Annotated in this window: 14 protein-coding genes and 2 pseudogenes; 8 read left to right on the forward strand and 8 right to left on the reverse strand. The window is 71.6% G+C overall.

Features of this window, described 5'->3' with window-relative positions; translation table 11 throughout:
* Positions 1-74: 74 nt before the first annotated feature.
* The 5 genes from V2W30_RS35645 to V2W30_RS35665 all read right to left on the reverse strand — a co-directional run bounded on the left by V2W30_RS35645 (position 75) and on the right by V2W30_RS35665 (position 5,852).
* A complete protein-coding gene (locus V2W30_RS35645) occupies positions 75-1,097 on the reverse strand; it encodes an ABC transporter permease (protein WP_338702726.1) in 1,023 nt (340 codons plus the stop codon).
* Complete coding sequence (locus V2W30_RS35650; protein WP_338702727.1) at positions 1,094-2,056, reverse strand: ABC transporter permease; 963 nt, start codon at positions 2,054-2,056, stop codon at positions 1,094-1,096. The genes V2W30_RS35645 and V2W30_RS35650 overlap by 4 nt, the downstream gene beginning before the upstream one ends.
* Positions 2,049-3,575 carry a sugar ABC transporter ATP-binding protein gene (locus V2W30_RS35655; protein ID WP_338702728.1) on the reverse strand — a complete coding sequence of 509 codons (1,527 nt, stop codon included), beginning with the start codon at positions 3,573-3,575 and terminating at the stop codon, positions 2,049-2,051. The genes V2W30_RS35650 and V2W30_RS35655 overlap by 8 nt, the downstream gene beginning before the upstream one ends.
* A gap of 1 nt (position 3,576) precedes the next feature.
* A complete protein-coding gene (locus V2W30_RS35660) occupies positions 3,577-4,677 on the reverse strand; it encodes an ABC transporter substrate-binding protein (protein WP_338702729.1) in 1,101 nt (366 codons plus the stop codon).
* Between the two features lie 161 nt (positions 4,678-4,838).
* On the reverse strand, positions 4,839-5,852 hold the full coding sequence (locus V2W30_RS35665; protein ID WP_338702731.1) for a LacI family DNA-binding transcriptional regulator: 1,014 nt from the start codon (positions 5,850-5,852) through the stop codon (positions 4,839-4,841).
* A 181-nt stretch (positions 5,853-6,033) separates the two neighbouring features.
* Between V2W30_RS35665 and V2W30_RS35670 the strand changes: the two genes are divergently transcribed.
* The 5 genes and pseudogenes from V2W30_RS35670 to V2W30_RS35690 all read left to right on the forward strand — a co-directional run bounded on the left by V2W30_RS35670 (position 6,034) and on the right by V2W30_RS35690 (position 14,671).
* Entirely contained in the window at positions 6,034-8,655 is a 2,622-nt protein-coding gene (locus V2W30_RS35670; RefSeq protein WP_338702732.1) for a PA14 domain-containing protein, read from the forward strand.
* 295 nt (positions 8,656-8,950) lie between these two features.
* Positions 8,951-11,299 (forward strand): GH92 family glycosyl hydrolase, encoded by a 2,349-nt coding sequence (locus V2W30_RS35675; protein WP_338702734.1) that lies wholly within the window; start codon positions 8,951-8,953, stop codon positions 11,297-11,299.
* Between the two features lie 241 nt (positions 11,300-11,540).
* Positions 11,541-12,187, forward strand: a pseudogene (locus V2W30_RS35680) (wax ester/triacylglycerol synthase domain-containing protein); the annotation flags it as partial.
* 210 nt (positions 12,188-12,397) lie between these two features.
* Entirely contained in the window at positions 12,398-12,841 is a 444-nt protein-coding gene (locus tag V2W30_RS35685; RefSeq protein ID WP_338703889.1) for a WS/DGAT domain-containing protein, read from the forward strand.
* A gap of 324 nt (positions 12,842-13,165) precedes the next feature.
* Positions 13,166-14,671, forward strand: a complete 1,506-nt coding sequence (locus V2W30_RS35690) for an SDR family NAD(P)-dependent oxidoreductase (RefSeq protein WP_338702735.1) — start codon at positions 13,166-13,168, stop codon at positions 14,669-14,671.
* Here V2W30_RS35690 and V2W30_RS35695 read toward each other — a convergent pair.
* Positions 14,650-15,482, reverse strand: a pseudogene (locus V2W30_RS35695) (SDR family oxidoreductase). The gene V2W30_RS35690 and the pseudogene V2W30_RS35695 sit on opposite strands and share 22 nt — an antisense overlap.
* A 97-nt stretch (positions 15,483-15,579) precedes the next feature.
* Positions 15,580-16,152 carry an inositol oxygenase family protein gene (locus tag V2W30_RS35705; RefSeq protein WP_338702738.1) on the reverse strand — a complete coding sequence of 191 codons (573 nt, stop codon included), beginning with the start codon at positions 16,150-16,152 and terminating at the stop codon, positions 15,580-15,582.
* Between the two features lie 254 nt (positions 16,153-16,406).
* Between V2W30_RS35705 and V2W30_RS35710 the strand changes: the two genes are divergently transcribed.
* The 3 genes from V2W30_RS35710 to V2W30_RS35720 all read left to right on the forward strand — a co-directional run bounded on the left by V2W30_RS35710 (position 16,407) and on the right by V2W30_RS35720 (position 18,810).
* A complete protein-coding gene (locus V2W30_RS35710; protein WP_338702739.1) occupies positions 16,407-17,186 on the forward strand; it encodes a DUF4142 domain-containing protein in 780 nt (259 codons plus the stop codon).
* A 340-nt stretch (positions 17,187-17,526) separates the two neighbouring features.
* Complete coding sequence (locus V2W30_RS35715; protein ID WP_338702740.1) at positions 17,527-17,700, forward strand: hypothetical protein; 174 nt, start codon at positions 17,527-17,529, stop codon at positions 17,698-17,700.
* Positions 17,701-17,823: 123 nt separating this feature from the next.
* On the forward strand, positions 17,824-18,810 hold the full coding sequence (locus V2W30_RS35720) for a formylglycine-generating enzyme family protein (protein WP_425244637.1): 987 nt from the start codon (positions 17,824-17,826) through the stop codon (positions 18,808-18,810).
* 22 nt (positions 18,811-18,832) lie between these two features.
* Here V2W30_RS35720 and V2W30_RS35725 read toward each other — a convergent pair whose 3' ends face one another.
* A complete protein-coding gene (locus V2W30_RS35725; RefSeq protein ID WP_338702741.1) occupies positions 18,833-20,479 on the reverse strand; it encodes an amidohydrolase in 1,647 nt (548 codons plus the stop codon).
* Positions 20,480-20,490 lie beyond the last annotated feature (11 nt).

A 20,490-nucleotide genomic window follows, 5' to 3' on the forward strand; every position in this document is an offset into this window, starting at 1 on the left:
CGTCCCCTTCGCCGCACGGGCGAAGGGGACGGGCACCGAAGCGGTCGGCGGCACGACCGGGGGAGAGCGCCGCGTCACCACACGCGGCGGCGCCGCCCCAGCCATGTCTGCGCGATCACCACGACCGCGAGAAACGCCCCGCTGACCACCTGCTGGTACGCGGAGTCCAGCGACCCGATCTGGTTGATCACGTTCTGGATGACCTTGAGCAGCAGCACCCCCACCAGCGAACCGCTGATGAACCCGAAGCCGCCCGTCAGGAGCGTGCCCCCGATGACGACCGCCGAGATCGCCTCCAGCTCCATGCCGGAGCCGAGGATCGTCACGCCCGACACCAGCCAGGCCGCGTTGAGCGCCCCGGCCAGCCCCGCGCAGAGACCGGACACCACGTAGACGCCGATCTTCGTGCGCGCCACCGGCGCTCCCATCAGGGCCGCCGCGTCCTCGTTGCCGCCGACCGCGTACACGTACTGCCCGAAGCGGGTGCGGCGCAGGACCACCGCGCCCAGCACGAACAGCGCCAGCGTGATCCACACCGGGACGCCGACCCCGAGCAGCTTGCCCTGGCCGAGCGTCGCGAAGAACGTGGACTTGTCGACCAGGTACGTCGTCGAGCCCTCGTCGGTGATCGCCAGGAGCAGGCCGCGCGCGCCGAGCATCGCCGCGAGCGTCACGATGAACGGAGCGAGCCGCGAGCGGGCGATCAGCAAGCCGTTGACCAGGCCGATCAGTCCGCACACCGCGAGCGGCAGAAGCAGCGCCACCACCGTTCCGTACCGCGAACCCCAGGCGGCGAGCACACCGCCGAGCGCGAACAGCGAACCGACCGAGAGGTCGATGCCGCCCGTCACGATCACGAACGTCATGCCGAGCGCGACGATCGCGAGGAACGCCGAGGACAGCGCCATGTTCTCCAGGTTGTCCCCGGTCAGGAACGTGTCGAAGGACAGCGACGCGATGACGACCGCGATCACCAACGTGACCAGCGCTCCGTGCTGCTGGGCCAGCGCGCTCAGCCGCTCGGCACGGGTGGCCCCCAGCGGCTCCTCCGGCACGGCCCTGCCCGGCTGCACGGCTTCCACGTCCGTCATGGTCATCGCTTCCCCCGTTCCCTGGCCGCGTAGACGGCGAGCACGATCACCGCGGCCTGGGCGATCTGCGTCCACGACGGCGGCAGATCGTGTTTGATCAGCGTCGCCGTCAGGAGCTGGATGAGGACCGCCCCCGCGACCGTGCCGCCGATGCGGACCCGGCCGCCGGTCAGCGGGGTGCCGCCGACCACGACCGCGGTGATCGCGGACAGTTCCATGAGAGTGCCGAGCGACGTCGGGTCGCTCGCCGTGAGCCGGGCCGTCGCGAGCACGCCCGCCACGGCGGCCAGCGCGCCCGACAGGACGTAGACGAGGACGAGGACCCGCCGCACCGGGAGCCCGGCGAGCCGCGCCGCCGGCCGGCTGTCACCGATCGCGAGCAGCCGCCGCCCGAACGTGGTGCGCCGCACGACGAAGGCGACGAGCACCGCGAGGGCGGCCGCGATCAGCACCACGTACGGGATGCCGAGCACGTCCCCGGTGCCGAGCGCGCGCAGCCCCGGATCCCGTACGTCCTTCAGCTGGGGGAGGAGGACGAGCGCGAGGCCGCGGCCCGCGACCATCAACGCCAGGGTGGCGACGATGGGCTGGACGCCGATGAACGCGACGAGCGCCCCGTTCGCCAGGCCGACCAGGACGCCGCCGACGAGCGCGGCGATCAGGGCGATCCACGCCCCGTACCCGAGGTACAAGGAGATCAGGGACGTGGCGAGCGCCATCACCGAGCCGACCGACAGGTCCACGCCCTCACTGCCGATGGCGAGGGCCATGCCGAGCGCCACGATCAGGACGGGCGCCACCTGGACGGCCTGCGTACGGAAGTTCTCGGTCGACAGGAAGTGCGGGGTGAACGCGATGTTCACCAGGAGCAGCACGGCGACGCCCAGATACACGCCGTAGTCCTGGAGGAGGCGCAGGGCCCGGTCGCGGTCGACACCGGACCTGCCCAGGGTCAGTTCACTCAACGGGCTGCCCTCCAGCGGGAGTCGCGGCGATGGCGCGCATCAGACGGTCCTCGGTGACGGCGTCGCCGGTCAGCTCGGCGACCGGCGCGCCGTCCTTGAGGACGACGACCCGGTCCGAGCCCTCGATGAGTTCCTCCATGTCGGAGGAGATCAGCAGCACGCCGAGGCCGTCGTCCGCCAACTCGTCGATGAGCTTCTGCACTTCGGCCTTCGCGCCCACGTCGATCCCGCGGGTCGGCTCGTCGAGGAGCAGCACCTTCGGGTTCATCGCGAGCCAGCGGGCGAGCAGCACCTTCTGCTGGTTGCCGCCCGACAGCTCGCCGACCTTCTGGTGCGGTCCCGCCGTCTTGATGCGCAGCCGCTTCACGAACGTGTCGACGACGCGGTCGATACGGCCCTCGTCGACGAGCCCGAACCGGGACAGGCCCGGCAGCGCCGCCAGCGCGATGTTCTCCCGCACCGACAGGCCCGGCACGATGCCCTCCGCCTTGCGGTCCTCGGGCAGCAGGCTGATCCCGGCCCGGATCGCGGCGGGCGTGGACCCCGTACGGATCCGGGCACCGGCGACGACGACCCCGCCGGAGTCCACCGGCAGCGCCCCCGCGATGGCCTTCGCGGTCTCGCTGCGCCCGGACCCGAGCAGCCCGCCGAGCCCGACGACCTCACCGGGACGGATCTCCAGCGACACCCCGTGCAGCTGGTGACGGACCGTCAACTCTCGTGCCTCCAGCACGGGTTCCGTCGACGTGTCGTGCTCACCGGAGAACTGGGTGAGGCCCTTCTCCTGGACGTCACCGATGTCCCGGCCGAGCATCAGCGAGACGAGCCGCAGCCGGTCCAGGTCCGCCAGCCTCCCGGTGTGCACCACCGCGCCGTCGCGCAGCACCGTGACCGCGTCGCACACCTCGTACAGCTCGTCGAGGCGATGGCTGACGTAGACGACGGCGATGCCGCGCTCGCGCAGCATGCGGATCACACCGAACAGGGTGCGCACCTCGCGCGGTTCCAGCGACGACGTCGGCTCGTCCATGATGACGACCTTCGCGTCGACCGAGACCGCACGGGCCAGGGCCACCATCTGCTGGGCGCCGACGCCGAGTTCGCGCAGCGGGCGCTGCACGTCGACGCGGACCCCCAGCTCGTCCAGGGCCGCCTCCGCCTCCCGATGCATCCGCCGGAAGTCGATCAGGCCGAGCCTGCCGCGCGGCTCACGGCCGAGGAACAGATTGCGGGCCACGCTCATCAGGGGGACGAGATTGACCTCCTGGTAGATCGTGGAGATGCCCGCGTGCTGCGCTTCGAGCGGCGTGGCGAAGCTGACCCGCCGGCCGTCGTACGTGAGGGTGCCCGCCTCGGGGTCCGGCCGGTACACCCCCGTGAGCACTTTGATGAGTGTCGACTTGCCCGCCCCGTTCTCCCCGATCAGGGCGTGCACCTCCCCGGCGCGCGCGGTGAAGTCGACACCGTCGAGGGCGCGCACGCCGGGGAACGTCTTGCTGAGACCGGTCGCTGACAGCATGTCAGTACGCCTTGCTGAGGTCCGCGTCGGCGTTGGCCTTCGTGTACGCACTGTCCTTGATAACGATGTCCTGGCCGACCTTGTCACCCTGTGTGAACGAATCCAGGGTCTGGAAGGCGAGCGGTCCGAAGCGCGGGTTGGACTCGATGACGCCGGAGATCCAGCCGTCGACGATGCCCTGCACCGCGTTGCGCGTGCCGTCGATCGTCACGATCTTCACGTCGCCGGCCTTCTTGCCCGCGCCCTTGAGGGCGTTGACCGCGCCGAGGCCCATCTCGTCGTTCTCGGCGTAGATCCCGTCGATGTCCGGCTTGGACTGGATGAGCTGCTCGGTGACCTGCTGGCCCTTCTCCCGGGCGAACTCGCCGGTCTGCTTGAAGACCACCTTCAGGTCGGGTGCCTTCTCCTTGATCCGGTCCTCGAAGCCCTTGGTGCGCTCGGTGGTGACGTTGTTGCCCGCCGCGCCGAGCAGGATCGCGATCGTGCCCTTGCCGCCCGTCGCCTCGATCATCTGGTCGGCGGCGCGCTTGCCCTGCTCGACGAAGTCGGAGCCGATGAACGAGACGTAGTCCTTGCAGGCCGCCGCGTTGATCTTGCGGTCGACCGTGACGATCGGGATGTGCTTGGCGCCGGCCGCGCGCAGCACAGGCTCCCAGCCGTCCGAGTTGAGCGGCGCGATCACCAGCAGGTCCGCACCCTTGGAGATCAGGTCCTGGACGTCGCTGATCTGCTTGGAGAACTGCGACTGGGCGTTGGCCGTGAGCAACTTGACGCCGCGCTTCTTCGCCTCGGCCTTGAGGGAGGCCGTCTCCGCGATGCGGAACGGGTTGGCCTCCTTCTCGGACTGGGAGAAGCCGACGGTGGCGTTCCTCAGGTCGAGCTTCTTGCCGCCGAACGCGGCGATGTCGCAGGTCTCGCCGCCGTCCGGCGAGGCGACCTCCTGCCCGGCGTTCTGCTCGGCGGCGCTCGAACTGCCCTGGTCGGAGCCGTTCTTGTCGTCCTCGGACTTGGCGCATCCGGTGGCGAGCGCGAGGCTCGCGACGAGACCGGCGGCGAGCAGGGTCCGGGTGGAGGTACGGCGAAGGCGTGCGGTCTGCGTCATTGGTGGTCCCCATTACGGCACGGCCCGGCGCGTGAACGCGCAGACGGGGTGGATGTGTTCGACCGGTCGGATCGGCGGTACAGGGGAGGTTTTTACATCGTTGGAAGAAGGCTGTAAACCCTTCGCGCAGGGACTCGTCCGCACTCCCGGGGGCGGGGCGCTCAGCGACGGCCGAGCGTGCTCTCCCGCTCCATCAGCCGGAATTCCGCGGTCAGTTCACGTCCCGCCTGCGCGTTCGGGTGCTCCAGATGGTGCAGCAGCGACCCCACCGCGAGCCGCGCGATGGCCTGTTTGTCCGGCGAGATCGTGGTGAGCGTGACGGCGCCGAACCGGCCCTCCGCGAGATCGTCGAAACCGACCACCGCGACGTCCCAGGGCACCCGGAGGCCCCGCTCGTGCAGCACCCGCATCGCCCCGATCGCCACCAGGTCGTTGTACGCGAACACGGCGTCCGGCCGTACGCCCGCGTCCAGCATCCGCGCCATCGCCTCGGCCCCGTCGTGCCGGTCCCAGCCGCCCGTCGGCCCCACCATGCTGTCCGGCGCCGGCACCCCGGCGTCGGTCAACTCCGCACGCCAGCCCGCGAGTCGCAGATGCGCGGGCTGGTTCGCGGAGTCGGTGCGCGCGCCCAGATAGGCGATGTTCGTGCGGCCCCGGCCGAGCAGATGGCGGACGGCGGTGCGGGACGCGGCGACATTGTCGATCGCGATGTGGTCGTAGGGCAGGTCGTACTCGCGCTCGCCGAGCAGCACCAGCGGCACATCGTCCTCGCGCCCGCGCAGATCCGCCGCCTCCAGCTCCAGCGGGCTCAGGATCAGGCCGTCGATCACCCGCGCCCGGAACCCCTGGCTGACCAGGACCTCCTGCTCACGCTCGCCCCGGGTGTGGTCGAGCAGCACCGTGAAGTCGTGCTCCGCCGCCGCGTCGATGACGGCCCCGGCCAGTTCGGCGAAGTACGGGTTGCCCAGCTCGGGAACGGCGAGCGCGATGATGCCCGTCCGGCCTTTGCGCAGGTGGCGGGCGGTCAGATTCGGCCGGTAACCCAGCGCGTCGATGGCCTCCTGGACGCGGGCGCGCATCGCCGGGGTGACGTGCTGGTAGTTGTTCACCACGTTCGACACGGTCTTGATCGAGACGCCCGCACGCTCCGCGACATCCTTGAGGCTCACCCGCACGGAATCTCCCTCGGCTCGGCGCGCCCGCTCGCCGGGTGCGCTTGTCATGCCCCTGGACAGCGCGCCGCGCAGCGTGCTGTCATGCCAACTGCCGTTCCTTCCAACGTTGTACAGACTCGTTGTACCGACTCGAGCGGCGAGCCGCCACCCTTCTTCGAAGCGTTCCAGCAAAGGAGGATCCGTGCGCACCAGAAACCTCAGACGTCACGGGCGACATCTGGCACTTCTCCTGACCACGGCACTCGGACTCACTGCGCTCACCATGGCCCCGTCCGCCTCGGCGGGCACGGCCGCGGACGAGCCCGCCGTGCCCCAGGGCCTCAAGGGCGAGTACTACTCCCAAACCGCCCCCGGCGCCTTCGACTTCGGCACGTTGAAGGCCACCGGGTTCGACCCGAAGATCGACTTCGGCAGCCTGGAGTCCCGGTTGCAGTCCGCCACCGGAAGCGCCGACGACGCCAGCGTCCGCTGGACCGGGAAAGTCGTGCCGGAGAAGACCGGCCTGACAACGTTTTCCCTCATCGGCGACAACGGCTTCCGGCTGTGGGTCGACGGGAAGCTGACCATCGACCACTGGGTCGACGACTGGGACAAGGAACAGACGTCCCAGCCCGTCGAGTTGACCGCCGGCCAGGCCGTCGACATCAAGGTCGAGTACTTCGAGCACTACGGCGGGTCCAATCTCCACCTGCGCTGGACCGAACCCGGCGAGGCGAAGGAGGCCATCCCGTCCTCCGCGTTCCGGCTGCCCGACGACTGGGCGTACGACGGCGCCATCGGCACCACCGTGCTCGGCGACGGCCGCACCCTCAAGCTCGACTTCGCGCAGAAGCTCGGCGCCGTCCCCGCCGGGGTCGACGACCACCTCACCGCGGTGATCGGCGGCGCCACGTGGCCGCTCGACTCGGTCCAGGCCGACCCCGACGACCCGCGCGCCGTCCTCGTCGGTCTCCAGGAGCCGGTCGTCGGCAACAAGGAGGGCGACGCCGCGGGCCTCGCCGACGTCACCTACGACGGCAAGGGCGGGCTGACCGGCAGCGACGGCACCGCCGTCGGCTCCTTCTGGTCCAGCGGCCCCAACCGCTCCACGTACGAGCTGAGCACCAAGTGGGGCGACGACGTCACCCCGGCCAATGCCCACCGTGAATACCCGCGGCCGCAGCTCACCCGCGCCAAGTGGAAGAACCTGAACGGCAGTTGGCAGTTCGAAGCCGCGAAGTCGGGGGAGCGGCCGCCGGTCGGCAAGAACCTCGGCGAGAAGATCCTCGTCCCCTACCCGGTGGAGTCCCAGCTCTCGGGTATCGAGCGCCACGAGGACCGCATGTGGTACCGCCGCACGTTCACCGTGCCGGCCGACTGGAAGGTCGGCGGCGGCCAACGCCTCCAGCTCAACTTCGGCGCCGTGGACTGGCAGTCCGAGGTGTACGTGAACGGCAGGAAGGTCGCCGACCACCAGGGCGGCTACGACAAGTTCAGCGCCGACATCACCGACGCGCTCAAGCCCGGCAGCACCCAGGAGCTGATCGTCGGCGTCTACGACCCGACCGACGCCGCGAACGGCGAGAACCCGCCGATGGGCAAGCAGCGCCTCGACCCGAGCGGCATCTGGTACACCCCGTCCTCGGGCATCTGGCAGACCGTGTGGATGGAGCCGGTCGCGGCCGACCACGTCACGGACCTCAAGCTGACACCGGACGTGAAGAAGGGCGAACTGGCCGTCGAGACCACGGGAGTCCGCGCCGGCCTGCCCGTCACCGCGACGGCGTACGAGGGGGACAAGAAGGTCGCCACCGCGACCGGTACCTCCGGCAGCCCGCTCACCGTGAAGATCACGAACCCGCGGCTGTGGACCCCCGACAAGCCGTTCCTCTACGACCTCAAGGTCAGCGTCGGCGGTGACCGCGTCGGCAGCTACTTCGGCATGCGCTCCATCTCCGTCGAGAAGGTGGACGGCACCCCGCGCACCGTGCTCAACGGCACGCCGGTCTTCATGATGGCCACCCTCGACCAGGGCTTCTGGCCGGACGGCCTGCACACCGCGCCGAGCGACGAGGCCCTCGCGTACGACCTGAAGATGCACAAGAAGATGGGCTTCAACTCGGTCCGCAAGCACATCAAGGTCGAACCCGACCGCTGGTTCTACTGGGCCGACAAGCTCGGCCTGCTCGTCTGGCAGGACATGCCGGCGATGGCCGCCGGGGTCGACCCGTCGACCGCCGCCCGCGCCGAGTACGAGCGCGAGATGAAGACGATGATCGACCAGCACTACAACCACCCGTCGGTCATCATGTGGGTCACCTTCAACGAGGGCTGGGGCCAGTACGACGAGGCCCGCGTCGCCGACCAGGCGAAGTCCTGGGACCCGACCCGCCTGATCAACTCGATGTCCGGGCTGAACCTCGGCCGGGACGGCGGCACCGGCGACATCATGGACGAGCACGGCTATCCGAGCCCCGCGCTGCCGCCCCACCCCGACGGGGAACGGGCCCTGGTCGCGGGCGAGTACGGCGGCCTCGGCCTCGCGGTCCCCGGCCACGCCTGGTCCGTGCAGCAGTCGTACGTGGACGTCGACCCGGCGACGTACACCGACGACTACCTCGCCAAGCTCGACGAGGTGCACAAGCTGGCCTGCAAGGGCGGCAACGGAGCCGTCTACACGCAGATCTCCGACGTCGAGGGCGAGCTCAACGGCCTTCTGACGTACGACCGCAGGGTCGTCAAGCCGGACGTGACGCGACTGCACGACGCCCAGGAGGCGCTGATCCGCGACGCCTCCCGGAACACGGTGGCGAACTGCGCCTGACCGGCGCACCAGGGGCGGGCCCGACACCGGGCCCGCCCCCTTCCTCGCCGACCCCGGCGGGGAACCCAGGACCCTCGAACCGGCCTACCGCCGTGTCCGGATCAAGCATCGGCGACGTCCTCGGCGTCGAGGGGCCGTCCACGGCCGACAGCGCCCAAGTGGTGCGGTTCGCCGGCGACGGGACGGATGATCACCTGTGGCGTCCGGAGTCTTGACGGGCCATCGGGACGGACGAAGAATGAGCGCGCACCATGCTGACAACGTTGTCGAAAGGCGCACCATGAGAAGGCGCACGATGGAAAGACGCACCCGCGGACCCCTGCCCCGCACCCTGGGCCTGGTCGCGGCCGCCGCGCTGCTCGGTACCGGACTCGGCGCGCCCGTGGCCCAGGCCGCGTCGGGCGCGGACGGTCGGCTGACCGATCTGGTCAACCCGTTCATCGGGACCGAGAACGAGGGCAACACCTACCCGGGCGCCGCCGTGCCGTTCGGCATGGTGCAGCTTTCGCCGGACACCGGGCACAACACCGGCTACGACTACTCCGAGAACCACATCCGGGGCTTCTCCACGGTCCATCTCTCCGGTGTGGGCTGCGGACTCGGCGGCGACCTGCCGGTCCTGCCGACCACCGGGGACATCACCAGCACGGACTACGCCACGTACGCGGCCGAGTTCAGCCACGACGACGAGCAGGCCTCGCCCGGCTCGTACCGGGTCGGCCTGAAGACCGGCATCGAGGCCGAGCTGACCGCGACGAAGAGGACCGGCGTCCAGAAGTACACGTTCCCGGCCACCGACAAGGCCAACGTGATGATCAACGCGGGCCAGTCGCTGCACAAGACGCTGCACACCAAGGTCGAGATCCTCGACAGCAGGACCGTGCGCACCGCCATCACCGGCAGCGGTTTCTGTCAGGACACCAAGCCGTACACGGTCTACACGATCACGAAGTTCGACCGTCCCTTCACCACGTCGGGCACGTGGAAGGGCGGCACGGTCACCGAGGGCGCGAAGACCTCCGAGGCCGACGCCGAGCGCAACGGCGCCTTCGCGCGGTTCGACACCAGCAAGGACCGCACCGTCGAGGCGACCACGGCGATCTCGTACGTCGACGCGCACGGCGCGGCCCTCAACCTCCGTACGGAAGGCGGCCGTTCGTACGCCGACGTACGCGACGCCGCACAGGCCGCCTGGGAGGACCGGCTCGACGACGTCCGGGCCCAGGGCGGCAGCGAGACCCTGCGCCGCACCTTCTACTCGTCGCTGTACCGGTCCTTCCTCGCCCCGAACATCGGCAGCGACGTCGACGGCCGCTACACCGGATGGGACCAGAAGACCCACCGCGCCGACGGGTTCACGTACTACCAGAACTGGTCCCTGTGGGACACCTACCGCACCCAGGCGCAGCTCCTGTCGCTGCTCGCGCCGCGCGAGTCGCGGGACATGGCCCTGTCGGTGATCCGGATCGACAAGGACAGCGGCTGGCTGCCCAAGTGGGGCTACGGCACGGTCGAGACGAACATCATGACCGGCGACCCCGTCACCCCGTTCCTCACCAACGCCTACCAGCAGGGTCTGTTGAAGGGGCACGAGGAGGAGGCGTACCGGGCGCTGAAGAAGAACGCCGACGGCGTGCCGCCGGCCGACTCAGCGCCGGTGGGCCGCGAGGCCAACAAGGAGTACCTCGCCCACGGGTTCGCGCCGTACATCAAGGGCCGCGCCCACGTGAAGCCCGGCGACTCCGACTACGACCACGGGGCCTCGGCCACTTTGGAGTACGCCCTGTCCGACGCCATGCTCGGGCAGATGGCGAAGGACCTCGGGCACGACGCGGACGCCGCGCGGTACACCGAGCGCGCGCAGAACTACCGCGAGATCTTCGACGGCTCGACCGGGTTCTTCCGGGCCCGCGACGCGGCGGGAGCCTTCACCGGGCCCGCCGACCCCGCTCAGAGCGAGGGCTTCCACGAGGGCACGTCCTGGCAGTACCAGTGGCTGGTGCCGCAGGACCTGCCGGGCATGGTCGGCCTGATCGGCGGCAAGGACGCCGCGAACCAGCGCCTCGACTCGTTCTTCGCCTACGACCAGCTGGTCGAGGACCCCGCGAAGACCGCGCGCGAGGTGTGGGTCAACGGCCCCTACGACTACTACAACGCCGACAAGTACAACCCCCAGAACGAGCCCGACCTCATCGCCCCGTACACGTACCTGTCGACCGGCCAGCCGTGGAAGACCACCGACGTGGTGCACGGCGCGCTGACCCTGTTCACCGACACCCCGACCGGCATGACCGGCAACGACGACCTGGGCACCATGTCCGCCTGGAACGTCCTGTCCTCCATCGGGATCTTCCCGGTGCAGCCCGGCACGGACACCTGGGGCCTGTCGACGCCCGTCTTCGCCCGTGTCGACCTCACGCTCGACCGGCGCTACTACCCGACGGGGCAGCTCACCGTGCGCGCGCCGGGGACCTCGGACACGGACCGCTACATCCGGTCGGCGCAGGTGAACGGCGCCGACTACGACAAGACGTACCTGACCACCGACGACCTGCGCGGACTGCGGAACCTCACCTTCGACGTGGGCGACACGCCCTCGGCGTGGGGGACCGGTGCCGACGCGGCGCCGCCGGCGCTGAAGTGACGTACTAGACACGCAGCTTGGCGTCCCACCTGTCACACGAGACCCGCCTCTCACCTGGGAGGCGGGTCTTAATCTGTTGTTAACTGAGCGTGCCTAGATCGTACTTGACCGTAATCGACCCCGGACTGTTGACTGCGTGTTCCCGTCGTCGACGCGAGAGCACTCCATGACCGCCAAGAGCCCGGACCTGCTCGCACCACTCGACCTTGCCTTCTGGAACATCGAGACCGCCGCACACCCCATGCACCTGGGCGCGCTGGGGGTGTTCGACGCCGACGCGCCCGGCGCCGCCCGGCACGCGTACGAGCTCCTCGCGGCGCGCGCGGCCGGTGTTCCCGGACTGCGCATGCGGATCGCCGGGGTGCTCGTGCCCGTCGGCGGTGCCGCCCGGGTGCCCGTCACCGACTTCGACCCGCTGGCGCACGTGCGGATGACCGAGCCCGTGGACGACTTCCACGCCGCGGCCGGGGCGCTCATGGAGCGCCCGCTGGACCGGGCGCGGCCGCCGTGGGAGGCCCATGTGCTGCCCTCGGCGGACGGCGCCACGTTCGCCGTGCTCTTCAAGTTCCACCACGCCCTCGCCGACGGCCTTCGCGCCCTGACGCTGGCCGCCGCCGTCCTCGACCCCATGGACCTGCCGGCCCCGCGGAAACCGAAGCCGCACCCCGCACCGCGCCGCGGCCTGCGGCTGCCGTTCCCCGGCCTGCGCGACCTCACCGTCGGCGACCTCGACCCCGGCGCTACCCGGACCACGTGCGCGCGGTGGTGGGGAGCGCCACCCAGGCCGTCGCGATCGGCGCCTCCGTGGCCCGCGCCACCTGGGGCGTACGGACATCCGCGGCGCTCACCGCGAAGGCCAGCGGCACCCGGCGCACCGCCGGGGTCGTGCTCGACCTCGACGACGTGCACCGGATCCGCAAGACCGTCGGCGGCACCGTCAACGACGTCCTGATCGCCGTCGTCGCCGGGGCCGTGCGGCGCTGGCTCGACGAGCGCGGCGACGGCAGCGCCGGAGTGGAGCCGCGCGCCCTGATCCCCGTCTCCCGGCGCCGCCCGCGCACCGCCCACCCGCAGGGCAACCGGCTCTCCGGCTACCTGGTGCGGCTGCCCGTCGCCCAGGCCGACCCGCTGGAGCGGCTGCGCGAGGTCCGTACCGCCATGGACCGGCGCAAGGACCACGGGCCGAACCGCGGGGCCGGTGCCGTGGCCCTGCTCGCCGACCACGTGCCGCCCCTCGGCCACCGGCTCGGCGGCTCCCTCGTCGGCCAGAACGCGCGCCTGCTCTTCGATCTGCTGGTCACGAGCGTGCCGCTGCCCAGCCTCGGCCTGAAGCTCGGCGGCTGCCCGCTCCGGGAGGTCTTCCCGCTGGCCCCGCTCGCCCAGGGGCAGTCCCTGGCCGTCGCCGTCTCGACGTACCGGGGGCGCGTGCACTACGGCCTGGTGGCGGACGCGGCGGCGGTCCCGGACCTGGACGCGCTGGCGCGCGCCGTGCACGCCGAGGTGGCGCTGCTCATCGCCGCGTGCGAGCAGGTCCCCGTGTAGCGCATCGCCGCGTGCGAGCAGGTCCCCGTGCAGCGGAGCGCCGGATACGAGAAGGTCCCCGCATGGCCGAGCGCCGCATGCGAGCAGGCTCCCGTGCAGCGGTGCGCCGCATGCGAGAAGGCCACCGTGCGCCGGAACGCCGCGTGCGGCCGGTCGGTCCCGCCCCCGACCGGCCGCTGCGCCATTTGGCCGACCCCAGGCCGCGCCAGTATCCTCCGGAGCTGGCGGGATCAACTGTGCGACCTGTAGGGTGCCGCCTTTTGGCAGCCGCGCGGCCACCTCCGTCCCGACGCGGCACGAGCGACACGAGGAACTGCACCGGCGATGACCGTCACAGAGGACAACCAGGCCCCCGAGGCCGGCGAGGCCGCCGACATCGAGTACGGCCCCGGCATCGACCCGGAGCGTCTCGCCGTGTGCCTGAGCGTGCTGGAGGAGCTCGACCGGCTGGAGGTCGACCACCCCGACGCGATCGCCGTCCGGCGCGCCACCGCCGGGGTCTACCGGACCGTGAAGCAGCGCCGCCGCCAGGAGCGCCGTGCCGCCAAGACCGCCCACGACAAGGCCGTCACCGAGGCGACCGCGACCGGCTCCGCCCAGCGCATCGACGACGAGACCGAGGGCCTGCTGCCCTCGTCGCAGGTCGAGGAGGGGCGGCTCGCGGGGATACTCCAGCGCCCGCGCTCCTGCTACACCTGCAAGACCCGGTACGTGGAAGTCGACTACTTCTACCACCAGCTCTGTCCCGACTGCGCCCGGCTGAACCGCGAGAAGCGTGACGCCCGCGCCGACCTCACCGGCAAGCGCGCCCTGCTCACCGGCGGCCGCGCCAAGATCGGCATGTACATCGCGCTGCGGCTGCTGCGCGACGGCGCCCACACGACGATCACCACGCGCTTCCCGAAGGACGCGATCCGCCGCTTCAAGGCGATGGACGACTCCGCGGACTGGATGCACCGTCTGGAGGTCGTCGGCATCGACCTGCGCGACCCGGCGCAGACCGTCGCGCTCGCCGAGCAGCTCACCGCCGCGGGCCCGCTCGACATCCTGATCAACAACGCGACGCAGACCGTGCGCCGCCTGCCCTCCGCCTACGCGGCCCTGGTCGAGGGCGAGAGCGCCCCGCTGCCCGCCGGTGAACTGCCCGCGCACTCCGTGATCGGCGCGTTCAACTCGGGCGCCGTCGACGGCCTCGCCGCGCTGCCGCTCGGCGTCAGCGGCCTCGACGCGCAGAAGGTCGCGGACCTCGCGCTCGTCGCGGGCAACGCGAGCATCGAGCGGCACCTCGACGGCACCGCCATCGACGCGGGCGGCCTCGTGCCGGACGTCGTCGACTCCAACACGTGGGTGCAGACCATCGAGCAGATCTCCCCGGTGGAGCTCCTCGAGACCCAGCTGTGCAACTACACGTCGCCGTTCATCCTGATCAGCGCCCTGCGCTCGGCGATGGCCGACGCCGCGAAGAAGGCGACGAGCGGACGCGCGTACGTCGTGAACGTCTCGGCGATGGAGGGTGTCTTCGGCCGCGGCTACAAGGGTGCGGGCCACCCGAACACGAACGCCGCGAAGGCCGCGATGAACATGGTCACGCGGACCAGCGCCCAGGAGATGTTCCAGAGCGACGGCATCCTCATGACCTCGGTCGACACCGGCTGGATCACCGACGAGCGCCCGCACTTCGACAAGCTGCGCCTCGCCGAGGAGGGCTTCCACGCCCCGCTCGACCTGATCGACGGCGCCGCCCGCGTCTACGACCCGGTCGTGCGCGGCGAGGCCGGCGACGACGTCTACGGCGTCTTCCTGAAGGACTACGCGCCCGGCAAGTGGTGACGCAGCCGGTCCTGCACGGCGTGCGCGTCGCCCGTAGGTGAGGCGGCGCGCACCCGGGTGCCGCCGTCCACCAGCAGGTCCGTGCCGGTGATCCAGGACGCCTCGTCCGACACCAGCCAGCGCACCGCCCGCGCGATGTCCTCGGGCTCGCCGATCCGTCCGGTCGGCAGCCCGCCGGCCACCGCCTCCTCGGCCCGCTCCCACACGAACCGCGCCATCTCGGTGCGCACCAGACCGGGGGAGACCGAGTTGACCCGCACCGACGGGCCCAGCTCGCCCGCGAGTTGAGCCGTCAGGTGCAGCAGGGCCGCCTTGCTCGTCCCGTACGCGCCCACGTGCGGGCCGACGTGCGTGGCTCCTTCGGTGCACACGTTGACGACGGCACCGCCGTGCTGGCTCATCCATGCCCGCCACGCGCACTGCACCAGACGCAGCGGCGCCTCCACGTTCACGGTGAACGCCGTGCGCCAGGCGTCCGGATCGGCGTCCATGAGCGGGCCGTACGGCTGGTTCGTCGCGGCGTTGTTCACGACGATGTCGACCCGGCCGTACGCCGCGAGCGTCGCCTCCGTCACCTCCCACAGATGCGCCGGATCGGCGACGGACCCGGCCACGCCGATCGCGTCCGCGCCCTGCGAGCGCAGCGCCGCGACCGTCTCGCGCACCCCTCGGCGTCCCGCGCCGTCACGCACAACAGCGCCCCGGCGCGGGCGAGTTCCTCGGCCACCGCGCGGCCGATGCCCCGCGAGGCGCCGGTCACGACGGCCGCCCTGCCGTCGAGGGGGCGCGGTGCGCTGGGGCGCGAAGTCATGCGCGTACGGTCTCACGCCGGCCTGCCGCGTGACGATGTGTCAGCGGTGCACGGTTCGTGGACCGTTCGTGGAGACGGCCGGCGCGGGCGGGTGAACTCAGGCGGTGGGCACCGCAGTCGGCCGTGCCCCCGCCGCGACCAGTTCGAGGACGGGGCGCCAGTCGTCGAGCACCCCCGCGTCCAGGCCCACCACCTTGCCCGCGTCGTCCGCCTGCCGCAGGACCACCGCGTCCTCGCAGAGCGGGTCCGCCTCGAACGCCGCCACCTCGTACGGCGTCATCGGGCCGCCCTGCGCCCCCATCGTCAGCGCGCTCTGCGGCGACAGGCCCCGGCCCGGCTCGACGGCCGCGAGATACCGCTTGGCCGGGACGTGCAGGCGGACGAGAGCGGCGACCCGCTCGCCGAGCAGCGCGCGCACCGCGTCCGCGGCCCGGTCCGCGTGCCCCGCGTCGTCGCCCGGACACAGCAGATGCCCCAGGTCGTGCACGAGCCCCGCGACCTGCAACTCCTTGTCGCTGGGCCGGCCCCGTCGCAGCAACGCCGCGGTCTGGAGCGCGTGGTCGTGCAGGTCGACGGGATCGCCGCTGCGGTCGGGGGTGTCCCACGCGCCGCGGCAGGCGTGCAGCGCGGCCATCAACTCCTCGACGGTGTGCAGTTCGACGCGCTCCATGGACGACTCCTCCCGAAGATCCTCCGCTGCCTCGTCCGGAAGCAGACCATGCGGACCTGACCGAGCGGTCAACGGGACATTAACGCTCCTGCCTTTCCCGACCTGCGCCGTGGCGTGGGGGCGGACACGGACCGTGACCGAGGACCGCGAACCCCGCGAGGTGGTGAACGCCGCGCCCGCCGCGCCCGTATGTTCCCGTACCACCAAGTAGCTCGCCGCTCGGGCGAGTTGACGTCGGTCACCGGGAGGACTGCTTGCGTCGCGTCAACGGCACCGCCCTCATCCTCGCCGCCCTGGTCGCCACGCTCGGCGCCCTGGCCTTCCCCATCTGGTCGTACGCCGACCGGTCGGGAACCGGCCAGGCGAATCTGAACGCGGGCACGGTCGCCACCCAGTGGGGACCGCTGTCGGCGGCCGACCGGGACCTCGTCGTGAAGGTCAGGCTCGCCGGACTGTGGGAGATACCCGCGGGCCAGCAGGCCATGGAGCGCGCCCCCACCCAGGCGATCAGGGACGCCGGCGACCACCTCATCGTCGGGCACACGGATCTGGACCAGCGGGTGCGCTCGGTGGCCGCGAAGCTCGGCGTCGAACTCCCCAATCAGCCGAACCCGCAGCAACAGGGCTGGCTGAAAGAGCTGACGGCCGCGACCGGCAAGGACTACGAACGGAAGTTCGCCAATCTGCTCCGCAACGCCCACGGGAAGGTGTTCGCGGCGATCGCCCAGGTCCGCCACACCACCCGGAACACACTTGTGCGAGAGCTGGCGACGGACGCCAACCAGACGGTCCTCGACCACATCACCATGCTGGAGAACACCGGTGACGTGGACTTCGACGCCATCGCCGACGAGGCGGCGGGCACCGCCACCGCCAGCCCGACGGGCCCGCCCCCGCCGAACGGGCAGGTCCCGAGCGCTCCCGCGCCCGCCGTGCCGTCCGGTTCGCCCGACGCGACCTCGCGTCCCTCGGCCGCCACGACCGACGAACCGGGCCGCAGCATCAACACGGACCGGCCCGGTCCGACGTCCTGAACCGCCCGCGTGGAGCGAAAAGCGGTCGCGGTCCGGGGGGTCTCCGTGGCTGAATGAACACCCGGCGACCTCTGGAGGGCGGCCGGGTTTCAGCCCCATCGAGCGGACCCCCGCTCATTTGGTTACTCTGTAGCCGGACGGTTACCGCACGTGGGTCCCACCCGTACCCATGGTTCCGTCCGGGGAGAGGCCGGTCACCACGGCCGATCCCACCAGCGACAACCGGCGCCACCGCGCCCGAACTGGCCCTCTACTCAAGCCCGATCGGGCCTCCGGTACCCGGCGTCATGCTGGGAGCCGGTCCGCCGGAGCGGGTTACCCGACACACAAGGAGTGCGCGGTGACACCAGAGAAGACCCATCACGAGCAGCGTCCCAAGGATCGTACGGAGCGAGCCGGCCGCAGGCCGGAGAAGCTCGGCAGCCTGGACGTCTGGGCCCGGTCCGCCCCCATCCGCCTCGCCGGATACGAGGACGACCTCGCCGAACCCCACATCCTGCCCAGCGTCGACTGACCCGGCGCTCGTCGCCCGCACCCCTCCCACGGATCCGCGAGGGGTGCGGGTTTTTACGCGCTCCGGGCCGTGCGGTGCGGGGGGCCGCCCCGACGCCCGCACCGGCCGTGCGAGGATCGAACGATGGGCCACATATCTGCCTCGGTCGACGGCGAGGAGCAGGCTGTCCCGGCGTGCTGCGCCGCGCCCCGCGGTGCCGCCGATCCCGCACCCGTCGCGCTCCCGCTCACGCCCGCACCGGTACCGCGCCGCAAAGCCGCGCCGAAGCGCATGATCGCGCTGCCCGGCGGCACGTTCCTGATGGGCAACGACGACGAGCACGCCAACCCCGGCGACGGGGAGGGCCCGGTGCGCGAGGTCACCGTGTCGCCGTTCCGGATCGACGAACGCGCCGTCACCAACGCCCAGTTCGCGGCCTTCGTGAAGGAGACCGGATACGTCACGGCCGCCGAGCGCTTCCGCTGGTCGTACGTCTTCGCCGGATTCCTGGCTCCGGAGCAGGTGCGGTCCACCCCGGCACCGGCCGCGACCCCCTGGTGGCGCGGGGTCGAGGGCGCGACCTGGCGCACGCCCGAAGGCCCCGGCACCGACGTCGGCGACCGCGCCCGGCACCCCGTCGTCCACGTCAGCTGGGACGACGCGCAGGCCTACGCCGCGTGGGCCGGGAAGCGGCTGCCCACCGAGGCCGAGTGGGAGTACGCGGCCCGCGGCGGCCTCGACCGGGCCCGCTATCCGTGGGGCGACGAGCTGACCCCGCGCGGACGCCGGCGCTGCAACATCTGGCAGGGCGACTTCCCCGTGGTCGACACGGGCGAGGACGGCCACATCGGCACGGCCCCCGTCGACGCGTTCCGGCCCAACGCCTACGGCCTGTACAACACCGTGGGCAACGTGTGGGAATGGGTCGCCGACCGCTTCACGGCCACCCACCCCGCCACGCCGGTCACCGACCCGCGCGGCCCGGACCACGGCGACACGCGGGTCATGCGCGGCGGCTCGTACATGTGCCACGACTCGTACTGCAACCGCTACCGCGTGGCGGCCCGCACCCGGAACACCCCCGACTCCAGCAGCGGCAACTGCGGCTTCCGGTGCGCCGCCGACGTCTGAGGCCCGTGACCGGACCCCCGGCTCAGCCGAACACGCGCCGACCGCCGACGAACGTCTGCGTCACCCGCGTCGAGCCGATCTCCTCGGCCGGACCCGCGAACGGGTCCCGGTCGAGGACGACCAGGTCCGCGAGGTAGCCCGGAGCGATCGTCCCGGTCTCGGCGTCGAGGTGGTTCACGTACGCGCTGCCCGCCGTGTACGCGGCCAGCGCGTCCGCGAGGCCGATCCGCTGCTCGGGCAGGAAGACCGGGGTGCCCGGCTCCGCGTCGGGCAGCAGCCGGTTCACCGCCACATGGATGCCCTCCAGGGGATCGGGGCTGCTCACCGGCCAGTCGCTGCCGGCCGCGAGCGTCGCGCCCGAGCGCAGCAGGGCCCCGAACGGGTACTGCCGACCGGCCCGTTCGGCTCCGAGGAACGGGATCGTCAGGTCGTCCATCTGCGGCTCGTGCGCCGCCCACAGCGGTTGCAGGTTCGCGCTCGCGCCGAGCTCCCGGAACCGCCCGATGTCGTCCGGGTGCACGACCTGGAGATGGGCGAGGTGCGGCCGGGTGTCCGACCGGCCGTTCGCGCGCCGGGCCGCCTCCACCGCGTCGAGCGCCTCCCGCACGGCCCGGTCGCCGAGCGCGTGGAAGTGCACCTGGAACCCGTGGGCGTCCAGCTCGGTGACGTACTTCTTGAGGTCCTCCGGCGGTACGAAGCTGATCCCGCTGTTGTCGCTGTGGCAGCCGCACCCGTCCAGGTACGGGCCGAGCATCGCCGCCGTGCCGTTCTCGGCGACCCCGTCCTGCATGATCTTCACGGTCGTCGAGCGCAGCCGCCCCCGCGTCCCCGCCGCCCGTCGCGCGATCAGCTCCTCGATCTGCTCGGTGCCGCGCGCCCGGTCCCACCACAGGGCCCCCACCACGCGGGCGGTGAGCCGGCCGTCGTCCGCGCATGCCAGATACGCGTCGGTCGGGTCGGTGAGGTTGGCGTGGCTGCCGAGCAGCGCGTCCTGCCAGGCCGTGATGCCGAGCGAGTGCATCAGTTCCTGCGCGCGCAGCAGCCCGGCGATCCGCTCCTCGCGGGTGCTGCGCGGCAGCAGCCGTCCGACCAGGTTCGCGGCCCCCTCCTGGAGCATGCCCGTCGGGGAGCCGTCGGCGGCGCGCTCGATCCGGCCGTCCGACGGGTCGGGTGTCCCGGCGTCGATCCCGGCGCGGCGCAGGGCGGCGGAGTTGACCCACGCGCCGTGGTGGTCCCGATTGACGAGGAACACCGGCCGGTCGGGCACCAATGCGTCCAGCTCGGCGGCTGTCGGCAGGCCCCCGGGGAACGACTCCATCGACCAGCCGCCTCCGGTGATCCACTCGGCCTCGGCGTGCTCCCGCGCGTAGGCGGCGATCCGCTCCCGGTAGCCGGCGAGCGTCGTCTCCCCGCTCAGGTCGCACTGGCCGAGCTCCATACCGCCGCCGACCGGATGCGCGTGCGCGTCCTGGAAGCCGGGGATCAGCAGCTTCCCCGTCAGATCGACGACTTCGGTGTCCGGGCCGATCAGCTCGCGGACCTCGTCGTGGCCGACGGCGACGACGCGCTCGCCGCGCACGGCCACCGAGGTGGCCCGGGAGCGGGCGGGCGAACCGGTGTGGACCGGACCGCCCGTGAAGACCAGATCGGCGGAAGCGGTGTCGGGCATGACGGCAACTC

This window comes from Streptomyces sp. Q6 (assembly GCF_036967205.1).
GTDB classification, from domain to species: domain Bacteria; phylum Actinomycetota; class Actinomycetes; order Streptomycetales; family Streptomycetaceae; genus Streptomyces; species Streptomyces citrinus.

Coding starts and splice junctions, on each gene's coding strand:
- V2W30_RS35690 (WP_338702735.1), top strand. CDS start 13,166: ATGACCGTCACAGAGGACAACCAGGCCCCCGAGGCCGGCGAGGCCGCC.
- V2W30_RS35655 (WP_338702728.1), bottom strand. CDS start 3,575: ATGCTGTCAGCGACCGGTCTCAGCAAGACGTTCCCCGGCGTGCGCGCC.
- V2W30_RS35725 (WP_338702741.1), bottom strand. CDS start 20,479: ATGCCCGACACCGCTTCCGCCGATCTGGTCTTCACGGGCGGTCCGGTC.
- V2W30_RS35720 (WP_425244637.1), top strand. CDS start 17,824: ATGGGCCACATATCTGCCTCGGTCGACGGCGAGGAGCAGGCTGTCCCG.
- V2W30_RS35705 (WP_338702738.1), bottom strand. CDS start 16,152: ATGGAGCGCGTCGAACTGCACACCGTCGAGGAGTTGATGGCCGCGCTG.
- V2W30_RS35645 (WP_338702726.1), bottom strand. CDS start 1,097: ATGACCATGACGGACGTGGAAGCCGTGCAGCCGGGCAGGGCCGTGCCG.
- V2W30_RS35675 (WP_338702734.1), top strand. CDS start 8,951: ATGGAAAGACGCACCCGCGGACCCCTGCCCCGCACCCTGGGCCTGGTC.
- V2W30_RS35660 (WP_338702729.1), bottom strand. CDS start 4,677: ATGACGCAGACCGCACGCCTTCGCCGTACCTCCACCCGGACCCTGCTC.